Genomic DNA, 18,231 nt, shown 5'->3' with positions numbered 1-18,231 from the left:
GAGGAGTTTGCCGGCGTGTGGTCGACTTCGGCGTCCTCGACGAGGTCGCGCGGTCGGTCGCGTTCGAGGTGGCGCTGGATGAGGCTCCGACGTAGGAGGACAGGCCTCCGCTGGTCAGAGCCTGTTTTCGGGCTAGCACTCGATGATGTTCACGGCCAGTCCGCCCCGGGCCGTCTCCTTGTACTTCACGCTCATGTCGGCGCCCGTGTCCTTCATCGTCTTGATGACCTTGTCCAGGGACACCTTGTGGGAACCGTCGCCGCGCATAGCCATGCGGGCCGCCGTGACCGCCTTCACCGCGGCCATGCCGTTGCGTTCGATGCACGGGATCTGGACGAGGCCGCCGACCGGGTCGCAGGTCAGGCCGAGGTTGTGTTCCATGCCGATCTCGGCCGCGTTCTCGACCTGCTCGGGGGAGCCGCCCAGGACCTCGGCGAGGGCGCCCGCCGCCATCGAGCAGGCCGAGCCGACCTCGCCCTGGCAGCCGACCTCGGCGCCGGAGATGGAGGCGTTCTCCTTGAAGAGCATGCCGATCGCGCCGGCGGCGAGGAGGAAGCGGACGACGCCGTCCTCGTCGGCGCCGGGGACGAAATTGACGTAGTAGTGGAGGACCGCCGGGATGATGCCGGCCGCGCCGTTCGTCGGGGCGGTGACCACCCTTCCACCGGCCGCGTTCTCCTCGTTCACCGCCATCGCGTACAGCGTGATCCACTCCATGGAGTGGGCCAACGCGTCGCCCTCCGCGCGGAGTTGACGTGCCGTCATGGCGGCGCGGCGGCGTACGCGCAGGCCGCCGGGCAGGATGCCCTCGCGGGACATGCCGCGCGCGACGCACGCCCGCATCACCCGCCAGATCTCCAGCAGACCCTCGCGGATCTCCTCCTCCGTGCGCCAGGCCCGCTCGTTCTCCAGCATCAGCGAGGAGATGGACAGGCCGGTCTCCTTCGTCAGGCGCAGCAGCTCGTCGCCCGTGCGGAAGGGGTGCTTCAGGACCGTGTCGTCCAGCTTGATCCGGTCCGCGCCGACCGCGTCCTCGTCGACGACGAACCCGCCGCCCACCGAGTAGTACGTCTTGGTCAAGAGCTCCGTGCCCTGCTCGTCATGGGCCCACAGCGTCATGCCGTTCGCGTGGTACGGGAGGGCCTTACGGCGGTGCAGGATCATGTCCGCGTCGAAGTCGAACGGGATCTCGTGCTCGCCGAGCAGCCGGATGCGGCCGGCCGACCTGATCGCCTCCACCCGCTCGTCCGCCGTCTCCACGTCCACCGTGCGCGGCGAGTCGCCCTCCAGACCGAGGAGGACGGCCTTCGGGGTGCCGTGGCCGTGGCCGGTCGCGCCCAGGGAGCCGTACAGCTCCGTGCGGACGGAGGCGACGGAGCCCAGCAGGCCTTCGTTGCCCAGGCGCCGCGCGAACATGCGCGCCGCGCGCATCGGGCCGACCGTGTGGGAGCTGGACGGGCCGATGCCGATCGAGAACAGGTCGAAGACCGAGATGGCCACGGGGACTCCTCAATACGGGGTGGTGCAGAAGATTTCCGGCGGGGTGCCCCGTTCGCTCACTGTTCCAGTGTGCGGGGCACCCCACGGGAAACGGGAACTACTTGTTCAGACCGGGGTACAGCGGGTGCTTGTCGGCAAGGGCGACCACCCGGGCCCTCAGCGCCTCGACCTCGGCCTCCCCGAAGGGAGAAGGCGCCTTCAGCGCCTCGGCGATCACGTCCGCGACCTCGACGAAGTCCTCGGCCGTGAAGCCGCGGGTCGCCAGGGCGGGCGTGCCGATGCGCAGGCCCGAGGTGACCATCGGCGGGCGCGGGTCGTTCGGGACGGCGTTGCGGTTGACCGTGATACCGACCTCGTGGAGGCGGTCCTCGGCCTGCTGACCGTCCAGCTCGGACTCGCGCAGGTCGACCAGGATCAGGTGGACGTCGGTGCCACCGGACAGGACGTTCACGCCGGCCTCGCGGGCGTCGGCGGCCGTCAGCCGCTCGGCGAGGATCTTCGCGCCCTCGACCGTACGGCGCTGGCGCTCCTTGAACTCCTCGCTCGCCGCGACCTTGAAGGAGACCGCCTTCGCCGCGATCACATGCTCCAGGGGACCGCCCTGGAAGCCGGGGAAGACGGACGAGTTCAGCTTCTTCGCGAAGTCCTTCTTCGCGAGGATGATGCCGCCGCGCGGGCCGCCCAGCGTCTTGTGGGTGGTGGAGGTGACGACGTCCGCGTACTCCACCGGGTTCGGGTGGAGACCGGCCGCGACCAGGCCCGCGAAGTGCGCCATGTCGACCCACAGGTACGCCTCGACCTCGTCGGCGATCCGCCGGAACTCCGCGAAGTCCAGCTGCCGCGGGTACGCCGACCAGCCCGCGATGATCACCTTCGGGCGGTGCTCCTTGGCGAGCCGCTCGACCTCGGCCATGTCGACCAGCCCGGCGTCGTCCACGTGGTACGCGACCACGTCGAACTGCTTGCCGGAGAAGTTCAGCCGCATCCCGTGGGTCAGATGACCGCCGTGCGCCAGGTCCAGGCCCAGGATCGTGTCGCCGGGCTGGGCCAGCGCGAACAGGGCGGCCTGGTTGGCGGAGGCGCCCGAGTGCGGCTGGACGTTGGCGTACTCGGCGCCGAACAGCTCCTTGATCCGGTCGATCGCGATCTGCTCGGCGACGTCGACGTGCTCACAGCCGCCGTAGTAGCGGCGGCCCGGGTAGCCCTCGGCGTACTTGTTGGTCAGGACCGAGCCCTGCGCCTCCATGACCGCGAGCGGAGCGAAGTTCTCCGAGGCGATCATCTCGAGCGTGGACTGCTGGCGGCGCAGCTCGGCGTCGACCGCCGCGGCGACCTCCGGGTCGAGCTCGTGCAGGGGCGTGTTCAGGACAGACATGCGTCGTACGACTCCTCAGCCGGCGGTGTAGGCGGTGTACTCGTCGGCGGACAGCAGCTCCTCCTGCTCGCCCGTGACGCGTACCTTGAACAGCCACCCGCCCTCGAAGGGGGCGGAGTTCACCAGCGACGGGTCGTCGGCGACGTCCTGGTTGACCTCGACGACCTCACCGTCGACCGGCGAGTACAGCTCGCTGACCGACTTGGTCGACTCCAGCTCGCCGCAGGACTCGCCCGCGGTCACCGAGTCACCGACCTCGGGGAGCTGGACGAAGACCACGTCGCCGAGCGCGTTGGCCGCGTGCTCCGTGATGCCGACCGTCGACACGCCGTCCTCGGCGGCCGACAGCCACTCGTGCTCCTTGCTGTAGCGCAGCTGCTGGGGGTTGCTCATGGCCTGAATTCTCCTGTACGCGGGGGAGTGCTGATGAATGGGTGACTGCTGAAAACGTGCGTGAGCAGCGGACATGTGCGCAGGGTCACGCGCCCGGACCGCTCTCGGTCGCCGGCCGGTCTCGCCGGCCTCTCGCTGGTCTCTCGTCGGCCTCTCGCTGGTCTCCGGCCGAGTCCTTACGGCCGAGTCCCTACGAGTCTCTACTTCTGACGCTTGTAGAACGGCAGCGCCACGACCTCGTACGGCTCGTGGCTGCCCCGGATGTCCACGCCGACACCCGGCGTGCCCGGCGCGGCGTGCGCGGCGTCGACGTACGCCATGGCGATCGGCTTGCCCAGCGTGGGGGAGGGGGCGCCGGAGGTGACCTCGCCGATCACCTCGCCGCCGGCGACGACCGCGTACCCGGCGCGCGGGACACGGCGGCCCTCGGCGACCAGGCCGACGAGGACGCGCGGCGGGTTGCTCTCGGCCCGCTCGGCGGCCTCGGCGAGGGCCGCGCGCCCCACGAAGTCGCCCTCCTTCTCGAACTTCACCACCCGGCCGAGCCCGGCGTCGAAGGGGGTCAGCCCGGTCGACAGCTCGTGCCCGTACAGCGGCATGCCCGCCTCCAGGCGCAGCGTGTCCCGGCAGGACAGGCCGCAGGGGACCAGGCCGACGCCCTCGCCGGCCTTGGTCAGGGCCTGCCACAGCTCCACCGCGTGCTCCGGCTTCACGAACAGCTCGAAGCCGTCCTCACCGGTGTAGCCGGTGCGCGCGATCAGCGCCGGGACCCCGGCGACGGTGCCGGGCAGCCCGGCGTAGTACTTCAGACCGTCGAGGTCGGCGTCGGTGAGGGACGCGAGGATGCCCGGGGACTCGGGACCCTGGACGGCGATCAGCGCGTAGTGGTCCCGGTCGTCACGCACCTCGGCGTCGAAGCCGGCCGCACGCTCGGTCAGCGCGTCCAGCACGACCTGCGCGTTGGAGGCGTTGGCGACGACCAGGTACTCGGGGGCCTCGGTCTCGGCGAGCCGGTAGACGATCAGGTCGTCCAGGATGCCGCCGTCGGCGCGGCAGATCATGGTGTAGCGGGCGCGGCCGACGCCGACGGAGGCGATGTTGCCGACGAGCGCGAAGTTCAGGAAGGACGCCGCCTCCGGCCCGGTCACGGTGATCTCGCCCATGTGGGAGAGGTCGAACAGCCCGGCCTTCGTCCGCACGGCGTTGTGCTCGTCGCGCTCGGAGCCGTAGCGCAGGGGCATGTCCCAGCCGGCGAAGTCGGTCATCGTCGCGCCGAGCGAACGATGCAGGGCGTCGAGGGCGGTATGACGGAGTGGGGTACTGCTCATCGGGCGTTCGTCTCCCAGGGCGATGGGGATCCCTCCCGCGCGGGCGAAGCCGAGCGTGGGGGAAGGCGAGGTCGTTCCTCCCCATCTGTCATCGGAACCTGAGAGGTTCGCCATGATCGTGACGGAGCGCGAATGATCGCGCCGGATCACCTGATCGTGGCTTGCACCTTGGGTGGAGCCGTCCCGGACGGGGAGCGGCCCGCTTTTCAGATGTGCCTCGCCCGCGCGGTAACGGGGCCTGAGAGATTCAAGGGAGGGACTTGCTCCTTCGGCGCCCCGGCGAAGCTGCGGCTGTCACAGCTGTGCCGGGAACTCTCCCGCGCGGATTCAAACGGCCGGTATGCAGTTGGCGCGCACATCATCGCACGACACGCTCGATCATGGCAGGCCGCATCTGTAACCGGCTTGTGGCGGTACGCGCACGAAAACGGAAGACACCGCGCATTACCTTCTCTTTACGCTCGATGGGGAGAAGACTTGTCTGACCCCAGGGGAGGACGATCACGGTGAACAGGACCACGGCATACGCGACGACCTCGGCTCTCGCGCTGCCAGCGCAGCCGACGGTTCCCACCCGGGAGGCGTGCGGCGCACGGCCCGCCCCTGTCGTCCGCGACCTGCGCGAGCGCGGCGGCCACAGCCCACACGGCCTGCTGTTCGGCCCTCGCGACCTGGTGGTGATCACGGGCCTGCCCGGCAGCGGCAAGTCCACGCTGATGAAGCGCACGGTCAAGGGCGTCCGCATCGACTCCCAGGACACGCGTGACCGCTGGGACGCCCGTATGCCCGGCTTCCTGCCGTACGCGCTCTACCGCCCCGTCGTCCGCCTCGCCCACTACGCCGGCCTGCGCCGCGCCCTGCGCGCCGGCGAGGGCGTCGTGGTGCACGACTGCGGCACACAGGCCTGGGTCCGCGGCTGGCTGACCCGCGCGGCCCGCCGCCGCGGCGGCACCCTGCACCTGCTCCTGCTGGACGTCACCCCGGACACGGCCCTGGAGGGCCAACGCGAACGCGGGCGAGGCGTCTCCCGCTACGCCTTCCTCCGCCACCGCCGCGCCGCCTCCCGCCTGCTCCGGGCAGTCGAAAAGGGCCGCCTCCCCGCGGGCTGCGACTCCGCGATCCTCCTCGACCGCCCCGCAGCGAACGCCCTGCGCCGCATCGCCTTCACCGGCTGAGCCCCCACAACCGACCCGCCCACCCGCGCCACCCGCACCCAGGCCGCACCGATCCGCCCACCCGATCCGCCCACCCGATCGCCCATCCGATCGCCCATCCGATCCGAGGCCGGCCGCCCCGCACCTGCGAGCGCGACTGGGCGGCCCCCTGTGTCGGTGCGGCTTGGACGGGTGCGGAAAGGCTGCGGCGGTCTGCCCTTCCCAACCGAGGGCCCGTCGCACACGCCAGTGAACGCGGCCGGCCACAGCACCCGGCGCCGCCGCGGTCCGGCGGGTTGAGGGCCCTTCGCGCATCGGCCGGTCGGGTGCAGTGCCACCGCCCCGGATCGGTTTCGCGGTGTCTCGCGGAGTGAAGGCCGCCCCCAGGCACCCCCGAGTCGGCCGGGCGCAGCCCACCGCGCGGTGTGGATCCGCCGGCCAGGGCCCGCCTCGGCCCCCGCACCCGGCGCAGCCCACCGCGCGGTGTGGATCCGCGGCCGGGGCCCGCCTCAGCCCCGCACCCTGCACGTCATGGCTCGTCGCGGACCGCGTCGGCCGGGTGCAGGCGGCGCAACCCGAGTCGGCCGGCACAGCCCCCCGCGGCGGCGGAGTCTCACGAGCTGAAGGTCCGGCCCCGGCACCCGCTAGCCTTTCAGCCACAGCAGTGGTTCCCAGCAGGCGGTAGACAGATGGATTTCCCCCCGGCGGACTTCCCGGCGAACTTCTCCGCGGACTTTCCGGCACAGGCGCACCCCCATTCGCACGGCGGATGGCCCGGCAACGAGCTGGAGGAGGTGCTCTCGGCCTCCCTCGGTGTGCCGGGGGCCGCCGGGCGGATCGTGGAGGTGCTCGGCCGCAGCTTCCTGTGGGTCCCGCTGCCCAGCGGCGGCGGCCCGCACAGCGGCCCCCTCGACCTGCCCACGCTGGAGCTCGACGGTCAGGCGTACGTGCCCGTCTTCAGCTCCGAGGAGCAGTTCCGCCAGGTCGTCGGCTCGCACATGTCGTACACGATCGCCCCGGCCGTGGAGTTCGCCCGCGGGCTGCCGCCGCAGGTGGGCATCGCGGTGAACCCGGACGGCATGGTCGGCATCCCGCTGCCCCCGCCGGCCGTGGCCGAGCTGTGCCGCGTGGGCCGCACCCCGCTGGACGGCCCCGCGAGCGGCGGCCGCGTCCGCCTCTTCGAGCCCGACTGGCAGGACGACCCTGTCGACTTCCTCTCCGCCGCCTCCACCGAGTTCGAGGCCACCGGCGTCGTCCTCACCGCCCGCCGCTGCCTCGCCGCCATCGAGACCGCCGACCCGGTCATGTTCGTGGGCGTCGAACTCTCCCAGTGGGAGGGAGACGTGAGGGCTCTTCCCCTGGAAGCCCTGGGCAAGGCTCTCGGCAGGGTCGCGGTCCCGTGGCCGGTGAACCTCGTCCTCCTCGACGTGACGGAGGACCCGGTGGCCAGGTGGCTGAAGGAACGGGTGCGGCCCTTCTACACGCGGGCTCAGTGAACCCGCCTGAAGGGGCGCGGGGAACGGCGCGACCAGCCCAAGACCACCCGCACCCGCCAACGGCGAACAACGGACCCCTCAGTGGGCGCCTGCTGCCGGCGGAGCCCCCCGCACCCGCCCACGGCGAAACCCACCCCTCGGTGGGCGCCCGTTGTCGGCGGAGCCACCTAAGCTGTTCTCCATAAAGCGGGGCAACTAATCGAAGGGGCGGTACAGGTGAGCGCCAGCGGCATCGCGGCCGGGACGGTCGAGCACATGCTGCGCCAGGTCACGCCCGGGCGGTACGACGCCTACGAGGCGCTCCTGCGCGCGCTCGCGACCCCGACCACCGGCCAGGTCTGGATGCTGCTGTGGCAGGGCCAGGCCGGCTCCCCGGACGCCCAGTACGGCACGATGGAGGTCGAGGGCCACGGCTACGCCCCCTGTGTCACCTCCGCCCAGGAGCTCTCGGCCAGCGGCTGGAACAGGTCGTACGAGGTGGTCGACGGCCTGGACGTGGCGCGCACGTTGTACCCGGACCACTACGGCCTCTGGCTGAACCCGCACGCCCCGGGCGGCGGCGTCGGCATCCCCTGGCTCGACCTGCGCCGGATCGCGACCGGCCTGGACCGGCAGCCGGCCGGACCGCTGCGCCTGTCCGAACCCGCCATCGAGATCCCGCAGTTCTACGCCCTGCTCGCGCAGAACGCCCATCGCACCCCGGCCCTGCGCTCGCTGCGCCGCGCCTGGGTGCAGCCGGCCCTGGGCGCGCCCTACCTCGCTCTCGGGCTCGACGTGTACGACACCTCCCCGTCGGCCGTGGACGCGGTGCGGGCGATGATGCAGCAGTCGATCGGCGCGGTCCCGGAGGGGCTGCCGGTGTCGACGGTCGCCATGAGTGACGACTACGACCCGGTCGTGATGTGGATGCGGGCGCACGCCCGCCCGTTCTACGACCGTGAGGCCCACGCCCCCGCCGCACCGGCCCAGCAGGCCCCCGCCGCGGGCTACGGCTACCCTCCCGCCGGACGCTACTGACGCTCCGCCAAGCCCCCGCCAAGCCTTCGGCAACCCTCGCTCAACGCTTCCCCAACGCTCTCCCAACCTTCAGCCGGTCCGCCGTCCGTCGCCCCCTCCCGCGGGGCGGCCACGGCTCGTCTTCGCGCGTAGATAGGGGCGGTTGGTCCGCTTCTAGACCGTTCTGCCCCAACAGGTCACCGTCCGAGGGTCGTTACCCACCGTCCGGATAACGGAACCCTGCAGCCCGTATCACGTTTACGCATCCTTTCACTGCCAAGTCTGGCAACAGATCGCCAAAGCGTTGAAGACTCCCGCTCCAGGGGTGGTTCACCCCTGCGTACGACGGACTGATGACGCCGCTACCGCGGCAAGTGCGGGCCGGCTACCGCCGGTTGTGAGAGGGGTCCCTGCCAGATGACGGCACCATTGCACGAGCCGACCGCGGAAGCGGCCCCGAGCGCGGCCGAGGAAGCGGCGGTCGCCACCGCGGGCGCTAAGGCCGTACAGGGCCGTTCCCTGGGCCGGATCGCCTGGGAGCGCCTGAAGCGGGACAAGCTCGCCCTGACGGGCGGCGTCGTCGTGCTCGTGCTCATCGTGATCGCCCTGCTCGCCCCGGTCATCACCAACCTGGTCGGCCAGGACCCGAACGAGTACCACGAGGACCTGATCGACCCGCTGTTCGGCACGCCCACGGGCTCGCTGGGCGGCGTGAGCGGCGACCACCTGCTGGGCGTCGAGCCGGTCAACGGCCGCGACATCTTCGCCCGCATCCTCTACGGCGCCCGGATCTCCCTGCTGGTCGGCTTCATGTCGGCCGTGGTGGCCGTCATCCTCGGCACCGTCCTGGGTATCCTCGCCGGCTTCTTCGGCGGCTGGGTGGACTCCCTCATCAGCCGCGTCATGGACGGCCTGCTGGCCTTCCCGCAGCTGCTGTTCATCATCGCGCTGGTCTCCGTCATGCCGAACGAGATGCTGGGGCTGACCGGCACGGGCGTGCGCGTCTTCGTGATGATCCTGGTCATCGGCTTCTTCGGCTGGCCCTACATCGGACGCGTGGTGCGCGGCCAGACGCTCTCGCTGCGTGAGCGCGAGTACGTCGAGGCGGCCCGATCGCTGGGCGCGGGACGGCTGTACATCCTGTTCAAGGAACTGCTGCCGAACCTCGTCGCCCCGATCGTCGTGTACACGACGATGATGATCCCCACCAACATCCTCACCGAGGCGGCGCTCAGCTTCCTGGGCGTGGGCGTCAAGCCGCCCACGGCCTCCTGGGGGCAGATGCTCTCGAGCGCGATCGACTACTTCGAGTCGGACCCCATGTACATGGTGGTCCCGGGCGTGGCGATCTTCATCACCGTTCTTGCCTTCAACCTCTTCGGCGACGGCGTGCGTGACGCGCTGGACCCGAAGGGCTCCCGCTGAACTGCCGTACCCAAGCGTCCCGTGGCACCAGCACGGGGTCTCTCATCTAATCCGGAGGATCCGAGATCGTGACTACCCAACGCACCTCAGGGCGGCGCAAGCAGGCGTTGGCCGCTGCTGCCGCGGTCGCCGCGCTGCTGACCACGGCGGCGTGCGGCGGCGGTTCGGACGACGGCGACGGCGGCTCGAAGAACGGCGCCGCCGGCTTCGACGCCGCGAACAACAAGGTCGCCCAGGCTTCCCTGGCCAAGAAGGGCGGCACGCTGAAGTTCGGTGCCGCCCAGGACGCCGACTCCTGGGACACCACGCGCGGTTACTACGGCATGATGTGGAACTTCGCGCGCTACTACAGCCGTCAGCTCGTCACGAACAAGGCGGAGCCCGGCAAGGCCGGCGCCGAGCTCACCCCGGACCTCGCCACGGGGCTCGCCAAGGTCACCGACGACGGCAAGACCTACACGTACACCCTGCGTGACGGCGTCACCTGGGAGGACGGCAAGCCGATCACGTCCAAGGACGTGAAGTACGGCATCGAGCGTGTGTGGGCGCAGGACGTGCTGTCCGGCGGTCCGACGTACCTGAAGGACGTGCTCGACCCCAACGGCACGTACAAGGGCCCGTACAAGGACACCTCCGCGGACAAGCTCGGCCTGAAGGCCATCGAGACGCCGGACGACAAGACCATCGTCTTCAAGCTCCCGAAGGCCAACTCGGACTTCGAGGAGATGCTGGGCCTGATCTCGGCCTCGCCGGTCCGCCAGGACAAGGACACGAAGGCCAAGTACCAGCTGCACCCGTTCTCCTCGGGGCCGTACAAGTTCGAGTCCTACAACCCGGGCAAGGACCTCACCCTGGTCCGCAACACCTCCTGGAAGCAGGAGTCCGACCCGGTCCGCAAGGCGTACCCGGACAAGATCACCATCCAGTTCTTCTCGGACGCCAACCAGCTGGACCAGCGTCTGATCAGCGGTGACCTGGACCTCGACCTCAACCAGACCGGCATGTCGCCGCAGGGCCGCACCACCGCCCTGAAGCAGCACAAGGCCAACCTGGACAACCCGGTCTCCGGCTACATCCGTTACGCGGTCTTCCCGCAGAGCGTGAAGCCGTTCGACAACATCGAGTGCCGCAAGGCCGTCATCTACGGCGCCGACCACGTGTCGCTGCAGACCGCGCGCGGCGGCCCCGTCGCCGGTGGTGACATCGGCACCAACATGCTGCCGCCGTCCGTCCCCGGCTCCGAGGGCCAGAAGTACGACCCGTACGAGCTCAACGGTGCCAACAAGAACGGCAACGTCGCCAAGGCCAAGGAAGCGCTGAAGGCCTGCGGTCAGCCGAACGGCTTCAAGACCACCATCGCGGTCCGCAACAACAAGCCGGTCGAGGTGGCCACCGCCCAGTCCCTGCAGGCGTCGCTGAAGAAGATCGGCATCACCGCCGAGATCGACCAGTACGACGGCTCGCAGACCTCCGGCATCATCGGTAGCCCCGAGAACGTGAAGAAGAAGGGCTACGGCATCATCATCATGGGCTGGGGCCCCGACTTCCCGTCCGTCCAGGGCTACGGTCTGCCGCTGTGGAGCAGCAAGTACATCCAGCAGAGCGGTAACAACAACTACGCGCTGATCAACGACAAGACGATCGACGGTCTGTTCGACTCGTACGTCAACACGCTGGACGACGCCGGCAAGGCCAAGATCGCCACGGAGATCAACCACAAGGTCATGGAGGGCGCGTACTACCTGCCCTTCGTGTTCGAGAAGTTCATCAACTGGCGCTCGGACAACCTGGCGAACGTCTACACGACCGACGGCTACAGCGGTCAGTACGACTTCGTCAACCTCGGTCTGAAGAACCCGCAGAAGTAAACCGGCACACCCGCCGTACGGCACGAAAGGCAGGTGAAGGCCGGCGCGGCGTGAGTGCGGGCCACCGGAAGACCTCCGGTGGCCCGCCTCCGCGGCGGGCCGAGAGCTGTGCTCGCTTACCTCATCAGGCGGTTGTTCGCCGCCGCAGTGATGCTCGTGGTCATCATCATGGTGGTCTTCGGCATCTTCTTCCTCGTCCCGAAGTGGGCGGGCGTCGACATCGCCTTGAGCTTCGTGGGCAAGCAGGCCGACCCTGCCGCCATCGAGGGCGTGCGGCAGAAGCTGGGGCTGGGCGACCCGATCTACGCCCAGGTCTGGGAGTTCTTCAAGGGCATCTTCGCCGGCCGCACCTACACGGGCGGCGGGGACACCATCCACTGCTCCGCACCGTGCTTCGGCTACTCCTTCCGCAGCGAGCAGGCCGTCTGGCCGGTGCTGACCGACCGCTTCCCGGTGACCCTGGGTCTCGCGCTCGGTGCCGCCGTGCTGTGGCTGGTCCTCGGTGTCGCCGCGGGTGTGCTCTCCGCGCTCAAGCGGGGCAGCCTGTGGGACCGCGGTGCGATGGTGGTCGCCCTGGCGGGTGTCTCCCTGCCCATCTACTTCACCGGCATGCTGAGCCTCGCGATCTTCGCCTACGGGCTGAACTGGATCGACGCCCAGTACGTGCCGCTGGAGGACAGCTTCGGCGGCTGGTTCGGCGGCATGATCCTGCCGTGGATCACGCTCGCGTTCCTCTACGCGGCGATGTACGCCCGGATCACCCGCGCCACCATGATGGAGATCCTCGGCGAGGACTACATCCGCACCGCCCGCGCCAAGGGACTCAAGGAACAGACCGTCATCGGCAAGCACGCCATGCGCTCCACGATGACGCCGATCCTGACCATGCTCGGCATGGACCTCGGCGCCCTCATCGGCGGCGCGATCCTCACCGAGTCCACGTTCAACCTGCCCGGCCTGGGCCGGGCCGTGCTCGATGCCATCCGCAACCAGGACCTGCCCATCATCGTGGGCGTCACCCTGATCACCTCCCTCGCGGTCCTCTTCGCCAACCTCGTGGTGGACATCCTGTACGCCGTGATCGACCCCCGAGTGAGGCTCTCATGACGGAACTCAGCAAGACGGGAGCCGCCGTGGGCGAGCCCACGGGCGCCTCGCCCGCGCCGACCTCCTTCCTCGAAGTGCGCGACCTGAAGGTGCACTTCCCGACCGACGACGGCCTGGTCAAGTCCGTCGACGGGCTCAGCTTCCAGCTGGAGAAGGGCAAGACCCTCGGCATCGTGGGCGAGTCCGGCTCCGGCAAGTCGGTGACCTCGCTGGGGATCATGGGTCTGCACACCGCGGGCCAGTACGGCAAGCGCAAGGCGCAGATCTCCGGCGAGATCTGGCTGGACGGCACCGAGCTGCTGTCCGCCGACCCCGACCACGTGCGTAAGCTGCGCGGCCGCGAGATGGCGATGATCTTCCAGGATCCGCTGTCGGCGCTGCACCCGTACTACACGATCGGCCAGCAGATCGTGGAGGCGTACCGCATCCACCACGACGTCGACAAGAAGACCGCCCGGCGGCGCGCGGTCGAGATGCTCGACCGGGTGGGCATCCCGCAGCCGGACAAGCGGGTGGACAACTACCCGCACGAGTTCTCCGGCGGTATGCGCCAGCGCGCGATGATCGCGATGTCGCTGGTGAACAACCCCGAGCTGCTCATCGCGGACGAGCCGACGACCGCCCTCGACGTGACCGTCCAGGCGCAGATCCTCGACCTCATCCGCGATCTGCAGAAGGAGTTCGGCTCCGCGGTCATCGTCATCACCCACGACCTGGGCGTCGTCGCCGAGCTGGCCGACGACATCCTGGTGATGTACGGCGGCCGCTGCGTCGAGCGCGGACCCGCCGAGAAGGTGTTCTACGAGCCCCGTCACCCCTACACCTGGGGCCTGCTCGGCTCTATGCCGCGTCTGGACCGCGAGCAGCAGGAGCGCCTGATCCCGGTCAAGGGCTCCCCGCCCTCCCTGATCAACGTCCCGTCCGGCTGCGCCTTCAACCCGCGCTGCCCGTACGCGGACCTCCCGAAGGACGACGTCACCCGCACGGTCCGCCCCGAGCTGGCCGAGGTCGGCAGCCGGCACTGGGCCGCCTGCCACCTGAGCAAGGAGCAGCGGGAGCGTATCTGGACCGAAGAGATTGCGCCGAAGCTGTGAGTGACGAGAAAGCGGTGACGATTCCCGCGCAGAGCGAGGGCGAAGACCGTACCGGTGGCGAGGTGCTGCTCAAGGTCACCGGCCTGCAGAAGCACTTCCCGATCAAGAAGGGCCTGCTCCAGCGGCAGGTCGGCGCGGTGCACGCGGTCGACGGCCTCGACTTCGAGGTCCGCTCCGGCGAGACGCTCGGCGTCGTGGGCGAGTCCGGTTGCGGCAAGTCCACGATGGGCCGGCTGATCACCCGCCTGCTCGAACCGACCGGTGGCAAGGTCGAGTTCCAGGGCAAGGACATCACGCACCTCGGCGTCGCGGGCATGCGTCCGCTCCGCCGCGATGTGCAGATGATCTTCCAGGACCCGTACTCGTCGCTGAACCCGCGCCACACCATCGGCACGATCATCGGCGCTCCCTTCAAGCTGCAGGGCGTCGAGCCCGAGGGCGGCATCAAGAAGGAAGTGCAGCGGCTGCTGTCGGTCGTGGGTCTCAACCCCGAGCACTACAACCGCTACCCGCACGAGTTCTCCGGCGGTCAGCGTCAGCGCATCGGCATCGCCCGCGCGCTCGCGCTCAACCCGAAGCTGGTCGTCGCGGACGAGCCGGTGTCCGCGCTGGACGTGTCGATCCAGGCGCAGGTGGTGAACCTCCTCGACGACCTCCAGGAGGAGCTCGGCCTGACGTACGTGATCATCGCGCACGACCTCTCGGTCGTCCGGCACGTCTCGGACCGGATCGCGGTGATGTACCTCGGCAAGATCGTGGAGCTCGCCGACCGCGACCTGCTGTACAAGTCGCCGATGCACCCGTACACCAAGGCGCTGATGTCGGCGGTGCCGATCCCGGATCCCCGGCGCAAGAACGCCAAGAGCGAGCGGATCCTGCTCAAGGGTGACGTGCCCTCGCCGATCTCCCCGCCGAGCGGCTGCCGCTTCCACACCCGGTGCTGGAAGGCGACGGAGATCTGCAAGACCACCGAGCCCAAGCTGATCGAGCTGCGGCCCGGCCAGCAGGTCGCCTGCCACCACCCGGAGAACTTCGCGGACCAGGCCCCGCAGGACACCGTCCTGCTGACCGCCGCGAAGGAGGCGGCGGAGCTGGTGGCCGACGAGGTGCTCGCGGAGTCGGCGGAGACGTCGGCGGCGGTGGCGGCGGAGGTCGAGGCCGCCGCGGAGGCCGCTGAGGAGGTCGAGGCCGCCGCGGAGACCGAGGCCGCCAAGGGCACGAAGGCCCCCAAGGAGACCCAGGTCACCAAGGAAGCCGACGAGAAGTAAGCCAGACCGAGCCCCCGCCTTGCAATGTAAGGCGGGGGCTCTGTGTTGAGTAAGAATGGAAGGGTGCTCCAGCAACTCTTCAGCCCTTCCGTTCAGCACACCCTCGACCTGATCGGCATCTTCGTCTTCGCCATCTCCGGTGCGCTGCTGGCCGTCCGCAAGAACTTCGACGTCTTCGGCATCGCCGTGCTCGCCGAGGTCACCGCGCTGGGCGGCGGGCTGTTCCGGGACGTGGTCATCGGCGCCGTACCGCCCGCGGCCTTCACGGATCTGGGGTACTTCCTCACCCCGCTGCTCGCCGCCCTGCTGGTCTTCTTCCTCCACCCGCACGTGGAGCGCATCCAGACGGGCGTGAACGTCTTCGACGCGGCCGGCCTCGGCCTGTTCTGCGTCACGGGCACGACGAAGGCGTACGACCACGGCCTGGGCCTCACCGCCTCGGCGGTCATGGGCCTGGCCACCGCCGTCGGCGGCGGTGTGCTGCGGGACGTCCTCGCCAACGAGGTGCCCTCGCTGCTGCGCTGGGACCGCGACCTCTACGCGGTCCCGGCGATCGTCGGCGCCACGATGGTGGTGCTCTGCATCCGCTACGACGTTCTCACCCCGCTGGCGAGTGGGGCGGCCGCGGTCACGGCCTTCGTCCTGCGGCTGCTCGCGATGCGGTTCCACTGGCGAGCTCCGCGTGCGTGGAACCGTCGCTCGACGGTCCGCGAGGAGTAGCGCCCGTCAGGCTGTGGGCCTGGCCCATCTGTACGGTCAGCCAGCGGAACGCCGGCACCACCTGCGGCCGCCACAGCGCCATCGTGTGACCGCCCGCGCCCTTCGGGACGTAGACGACATGCACGGTGGTCGGCGCCTTGGCCTCCTGTTCCAGCGCCACGCCGGCCTCGTAGCCGTCGCCCGGCTGGCCGGAGACGTACAGGGCGACGGCCGGCGGTGCGGCGGCCTTCCGCAGCAGCACGCAGGGGTTGTTCTGCTCGCGCAGGGTGCGGCTCTGCGCGGCCAGGGAGGTGCGTTCGGCGATCGGGTCGTTGTAGCCGGACAGGCTCACCGCGGCCCGGTAGCGGTCGGGGTGGGCGACGGCCAGCTTGGCTGCGCAGTGCGCCCCGGCCGAGTACCCGGCGACCGCCCAGCCCTTGGGCGCGGGCTCGGCCCGGAAGTTGTCCGTGACCATCTTCGGTACGTCGATGCTCAGCCAGGAGTCGGCGTTGACGGTGCCGGGGATGTTCGCGCAGCCGGTGTCCACCCCGGGCAGCAGCGTGGTGCGCGGCGCGACCAGGATGAACGGCGCGACCTTGCCCTCCTTCATCAGCGGCAGCAGCTGCTCGTGCGCGCGCAGCGTCCCGAACCAGGACTTCGCCGATCCCGGGTAACCCGGCAGCAGTTCGACGACGGGGAAGGTGCGGTGCCGGTAGGCGGGATCGTCGTACTGCGGGGGCAGCCAGACGTAGACCTCGGCGTTCACGCCGGAGACGCGGCCCTTGAGCTGGGTGACGCGCACCCCGCCGGCCGCGTGCATGCCGGGTCCCTCGGCCTGGGCGAACTCCTGGCGGACCTTGGGCAGGCGCTCCAGCGCGATGCCGCCGGTGCCGTCGGCGCCCAGGTCGGCGGCCTGCTGCACATGGCTGCCGGTGCCGAGGAGGTCGTTCCAGTTGTCGTACAGGTTGTTGGAGTTGTTGACCAGGACGAAGACCAGGGCGACGGCGGTGCCCTGGGCGAACAGCAGCATCAGCATCCGGGCCGCGGCCCGCAGGACCCGGGGTCCGCGCAGACGCGACCACAGCAGCAGCGGCAGGGCGACGGCCACGACGGACAGCACGATCAGGGTGGAGAGGAACGGAGTCCCGGTGAGGCTCATGTCCCTGGAGAGGGAAAAAGCGGGCCTGAGGTTTACGGACGAGTACGGACACTTACCGGGAAATTGCCCACCCCTCACCTCGGTCGCCGACGGGGACCGGATCGGTGACCGCTGGAAAGCTACCGCTTAGTAATTACCTGTTGTACGGTTCAGGCATGCCAGAAGCAGCCACCGCCCCCGCCGCCCTCGGCGACAGCGAGTTCGACCGCGACACCGCCGTCATCCCGCGCGAGCCCGGCGTCTACGACACCGACCTCTCGGCCGGCTGGACGATCTTCGGCGCCGTCAACGGAGGCTACCTGCTCGCTGTTTTGGGCCGCGCGCTGGCGGACACCCTGCCGCACAGCGACCCCTTCACCCTCACCGCGCACTACCTCAGCGCCTCCCGCCCCGGCCCGGCGGTCGTCCGCACGGAGACGGTCCGCACCGGCCGCACCCTCTCCACCGGCCAGGCCTCCCTCTTCCAGTACGACACGGAGGGCCGCGAGGTCGAACGGATCCGCGTCCTCGCCTCCTACGGCGACCTCGACGCGCTCCCCGACGACATCTGCACCTCGGCGAAGCCCCCGGCCATTCCGCCGATCAGCCAGTGCTTCGGCCCCGAGGACGGACCCGCCCCCGACGCCGACCAGCAGCCCATCGCCGAGCGGCTGATGCTCAAGCTCGACCCGTCGACCATCGGCTGGGCGCTCGGACAGCCCTCCGGCAAGGGCGAGATGCGGGCCTGGTTCGGCCTGGCCGACGGCCGCGACGCCGATCCGCTCTCGCTGCTGCTCGCCGTGGACGCCCTGCCGCCCACCGCCTTCGACCTCGGCATCGCCGGCTGGGTCCCGACGGTCGAACTCACCGTCCACGTCCGCTCCCGCCCGGCCCCCGGCCCGGTGCGCGTCTCCATCACCACCCGTAACCTCGCGGGCGGCTTCCTGGAGGAGGACGCCGAGGTGTGGGACAGCGAGGACCGGCTGGTGGCGCAGTCGCGACAGCTGGCGCGGGTCCGGCGGGGGTGACGGTCCGGCAGGGGTGACGCCTCGACTGCCGACCTCGGGGGAGTTGCGCCGTCGCGTCGACGAACGCCCCGGCGGGATCGAGGTCACGGTACGCGTCCGGCGCGACCGCCTCGACATGTTCCAGCTCGCCCGGCTGTCGTACGGCGTGCTCGGCGAGGCCCGCCAACTCCTCGCGTTCTCCGACCGGGTGGAGGTCCTCTCACCGTCGGAGGTGGGCCAGGAACTGAGGGCCGCGGCCGCTTCCGTCACGGAGCTGTACCAGCACGCCGAGCGCGGTCCGGAGTGAACTCCCAGGTCAGAGCGGTGCCTTGAGGTGCGCTTTACCTGACTGACAGGAGGGGAACAGGGAGGTCTCAAGCAAG

General features: G+C 70.1%; 15 protein-coding genes, 1 pseudogene and 2 riboswitches. Of the genes and pseudogenes, 11 read left to right on the top strand and 5 right to left on the bottom strand.

Going from position 1 to position 18,231, the window contains the following annotated elements:
* Positions 1-132: 132 nt before the first annotated feature.
* The 4 genes from IE263_RS18000 to gcvT form a co-directional block, all read right to left on the bottom strand.
* Positions 133-1,500, bottom strand: a complete 1,368-nt coding sequence (locus IE263_RS18000; RefSeq protein ID WP_189937567.1) for an L-serine ammonia-lyase — start codon at positions 1,498-1,500, stop codon at positions 133-135.
* A 97-nt stretch (positions 1,501-1,597) separates the two neighbouring features.
* Positions 1,598-2,875, bottom strand: a complete 1,278-nt coding sequence (gene glyA / locus IE263_RS17995) for a serine hydroxymethyltransferase (protein WP_189937565.1) — start codon at positions 2,873-2,875, stop codon at positions 1,598-1,600.
* Positions 2,876-2,890: 15 nt separating this feature from the next.
* Positions 2,891-3,268 (bottom strand): glycine cleavage system protein GcvH, encoded by a 378-nt coding sequence (gcvH, locus tag IE263_RS17990; protein WP_189937562.1) that lies wholly within the window; start codon positions 3,266-3,268, stop codon positions 2,891-2,893.
* A gap of 200 nt (positions 3,269-3,468) precedes the next feature.
* Positions 3,469-4,596, bottom strand: a complete 1,128-nt coding sequence (gene gcvT / locus IE263_RS17985) for a glycine cleavage system aminomethyltransferase GcvT (RefSeq protein ID WP_189937560.1) — start codon at positions 4,594-4,596, stop codon at positions 3,469-3,471.
* Positions 4,597-4,671: 75 nt separating this feature from the next.
* Positions 4,672-4,812, bottom strand: a riboswitch (glycine riboswitch).
* Positions 4,813-4,926: riboswitch (glycine riboswitch) on the bottom strand.
* Between the two features lie 176 nt (positions 4,927-5,102).
* On the opposite strand from gcvT, the gene IE263_RS17980 reads away from it, so the two are divergent.
* The 9 genes from IE263_RS17980 to IE263_RS17940 all read left to right on the top strand — a co-directional run bounded on the left by IE263_RS17980 (position 5,103) and on the right by IE263_RS17940 (position 15,724).
* A complete protein-coding gene (locus IE263_RS17980) occupies positions 5,103-5,771 on the top strand; it encodes an AAA family ATPase (RefSeq protein ID WP_189937558.1) in 669 nt (222 codons plus the stop codon).
* Positions 5,772-6,439: 668 nt separating this feature from the next.
* Positions 6,440-7,246, top strand: coding sequence for an enhanced serine sensitivity protein SseB (locus IE263_RS17975; RefSeq protein ID WP_189937556.1), 807 nt, complete (start codon positions 6,440-6,442; stop codon positions 7,244-7,246).
* 216 nt (positions 7,247-7,462) lie between these two features.
* Positions 7,463-8,263 carry an enhanced serine sensitivity protein SseB C-terminal domain-containing protein gene (locus IE263_RS17970; protein ID WP_189937554.1) on the top strand — a complete coding sequence of 267 codons (801 nt, stop codon included), beginning with the start codon at positions 7,463-7,465 and terminating at the stop codon, positions 8,261-8,263.
* A gap of 396 nt (positions 8,264-8,659) precedes the next feature.
* Complete coding sequence (locus IE263_RS17965; protein WP_189937552.1) at positions 8,660-9,667, top strand: ABC transporter permease; 1,008 nt, start codon at positions 8,660-8,662, stop codon at positions 9,665-9,667.
* 68 nt (positions 9,668-9,735) lie between these two features.
* Positions 9,736-11,535 (top strand): ABC transporter substrate-binding protein, encoded by a 1,800-nt coding sequence (locus IE263_RS17960; RefSeq protein ID WP_189937550.1) that lies wholly within the window; start codon positions 9,736-9,738, stop codon positions 11,533-11,535.
* A gap of 108 nt (positions 11,536-11,643) precedes the next feature.
* A complete protein-coding gene (locus IE263_RS17955; RefSeq protein ID WP_189937548.1) occupies positions 11,644-12,642 on the top strand; it encodes an ABC transporter permease in 999 nt (332 codons plus the stop codon).
* Positions 12,639-13,736, top strand: a complete 1,098-nt coding sequence (locus IE263_RS17950) for an ABC transporter ATP-binding protein (protein WP_189937546.1) — start codon at positions 12,639-12,641, stop codon at positions 13,734-13,736. The genes IE263_RS17955 and IE263_RS17950 overlap by 4 nt, the downstream gene beginning before the upstream one ends.
* Positions 13,733-15,004, top strand: a complete 1,272-nt coding sequence (locus IE263_RS17945) for an ABC transporter ATP-binding protein (protein ID WP_189937544.1) — start codon at positions 13,733-13,735, stop codon at positions 15,002-15,004. The genes IE263_RS17950 and IE263_RS17945 overlap by 4 nt, the downstream gene beginning before the upstream one ends.
* Positions 15,005-15,067: 63 nt before the next feature.
* Positions 15,068-15,724 carry a trimeric intracellular cation channel family protein gene (locus IE263_RS17940; RefSeq protein ID WP_189937542.1) on the top strand — a complete coding sequence of 219 codons (657 nt, stop codon included), beginning with the start codon at positions 15,068-15,070 and terminating at the stop codon, positions 15,722-15,724.
* Here IE263_RS17940 and IE263_RS17935 read toward each other — a convergent pair.
* Positions 15,633-16,862, bottom strand: a complete 1,230-nt coding sequence (locus IE263_RS17935) for an alpha/beta hydrolase (RefSeq protein WP_189937540.1) — start codon at positions 16,860-16,862, stop codon at positions 15,633-15,635. The genes IE263_RS17940 and IE263_RS17935 overlap by 92 nt on opposite strands.
* 155 nt (positions 16,863-17,017) lie before the next feature.
* On the opposite strand from IE263_RS17935, the gene IE263_RS17930 reads away from it, so the two are divergent.
* On the top strand, positions 17,018-17,869 hold the full coding sequence (locus tag IE263_RS17930; RefSeq protein WP_189937538.1) for a thioesterase family protein: 852 nt from the start codon (positions 17,018-17,020) through the stop codon (positions 17,867-17,869).
* Between the two features lie 43 nt (positions 17,870-17,912).
* A pseudogene (locus tag IE263_RS17925) lies at positions 17,913-18,155 on the top strand (DNA-binding transcriptional regulator); the annotation flags it as partial.
* Between the last annotated feature and the right edge of the window lie 76 nt (positions 18,156-18,231).

Source organism: Streptomyces aurantiogriseus, from assembly GCF_014649375.1.
GTDB lineage: Bacteria > Actinomycetota > Actinomycetes > Streptomycetales > Streptomycetaceae > Streptomyces > Streptomyces aurantiogriseus.
Note: the sequence above shows the minus strand (reverse complement) of the source record. Positions and strands in the feature narration are given on the sequence as shown.

What these genes read in the sequence shown, in the direction of transcription:
- glyA (WP_189937565.1), bottom strand. Translation starts at nt 2,875, where the DNA reads ATGTCTGTCCTGAACACGCCCCTGCACGAGCTCGACCCGGAGGTCGCC.
- gcvH (WP_189937562.1), bottom strand. Translation starts at nt 3,268, where the DNA reads ATGAGCAACCCCCAGCAGCTGCGCTACAGCAAGGAGCACGAGTGGCTG.
- gcvT (WP_189937560.1), bottom strand. Translation starts at nt 4,596, where the DNA reads ATGAGCAGTACCCCACTCCGTCATACCGCCCTCGACGCCCTGCATCGT.
- IE263_RS17975 (WP_189937556.1), top strand. Translation starts at nt 6,440, where the DNA reads ATGGATTTCCCCCCGGCGGACTTCCCGGCGAACTTCTCCGCGGACTTT.
- IE263_RS17965 (WP_189937552.1), top strand. Translation starts at nt 8,660, where the DNA reads ATGACGGCACCATTGCACGAGCCGACCGCGGAAGCGGCCCCGAGCGCG.
- IE263_RS17950 (WP_189937546.1), top strand. Translation starts at nt 12,639, where the DNA reads ATGACGGAACTCAGCAAGACGGGAGCCGCCGTGGGCGAGCCCACGGGC.
- IE263_RS17935 (WP_189937540.1), bottom strand. Translation starts at nt 16,862, where the DNA reads ATGAGCCTCACCGGGACTCCGTTCCTCTCCACCCTGATCGTGCTGTCC.
- IE263_RS17930 (WP_189937538.1), top strand. Translation starts at nt 17,018, where the DNA reads ATGCCAGAAGCAGCCACCGCCCCCGCCGCCCTCGGCGACAGCGAGTTC.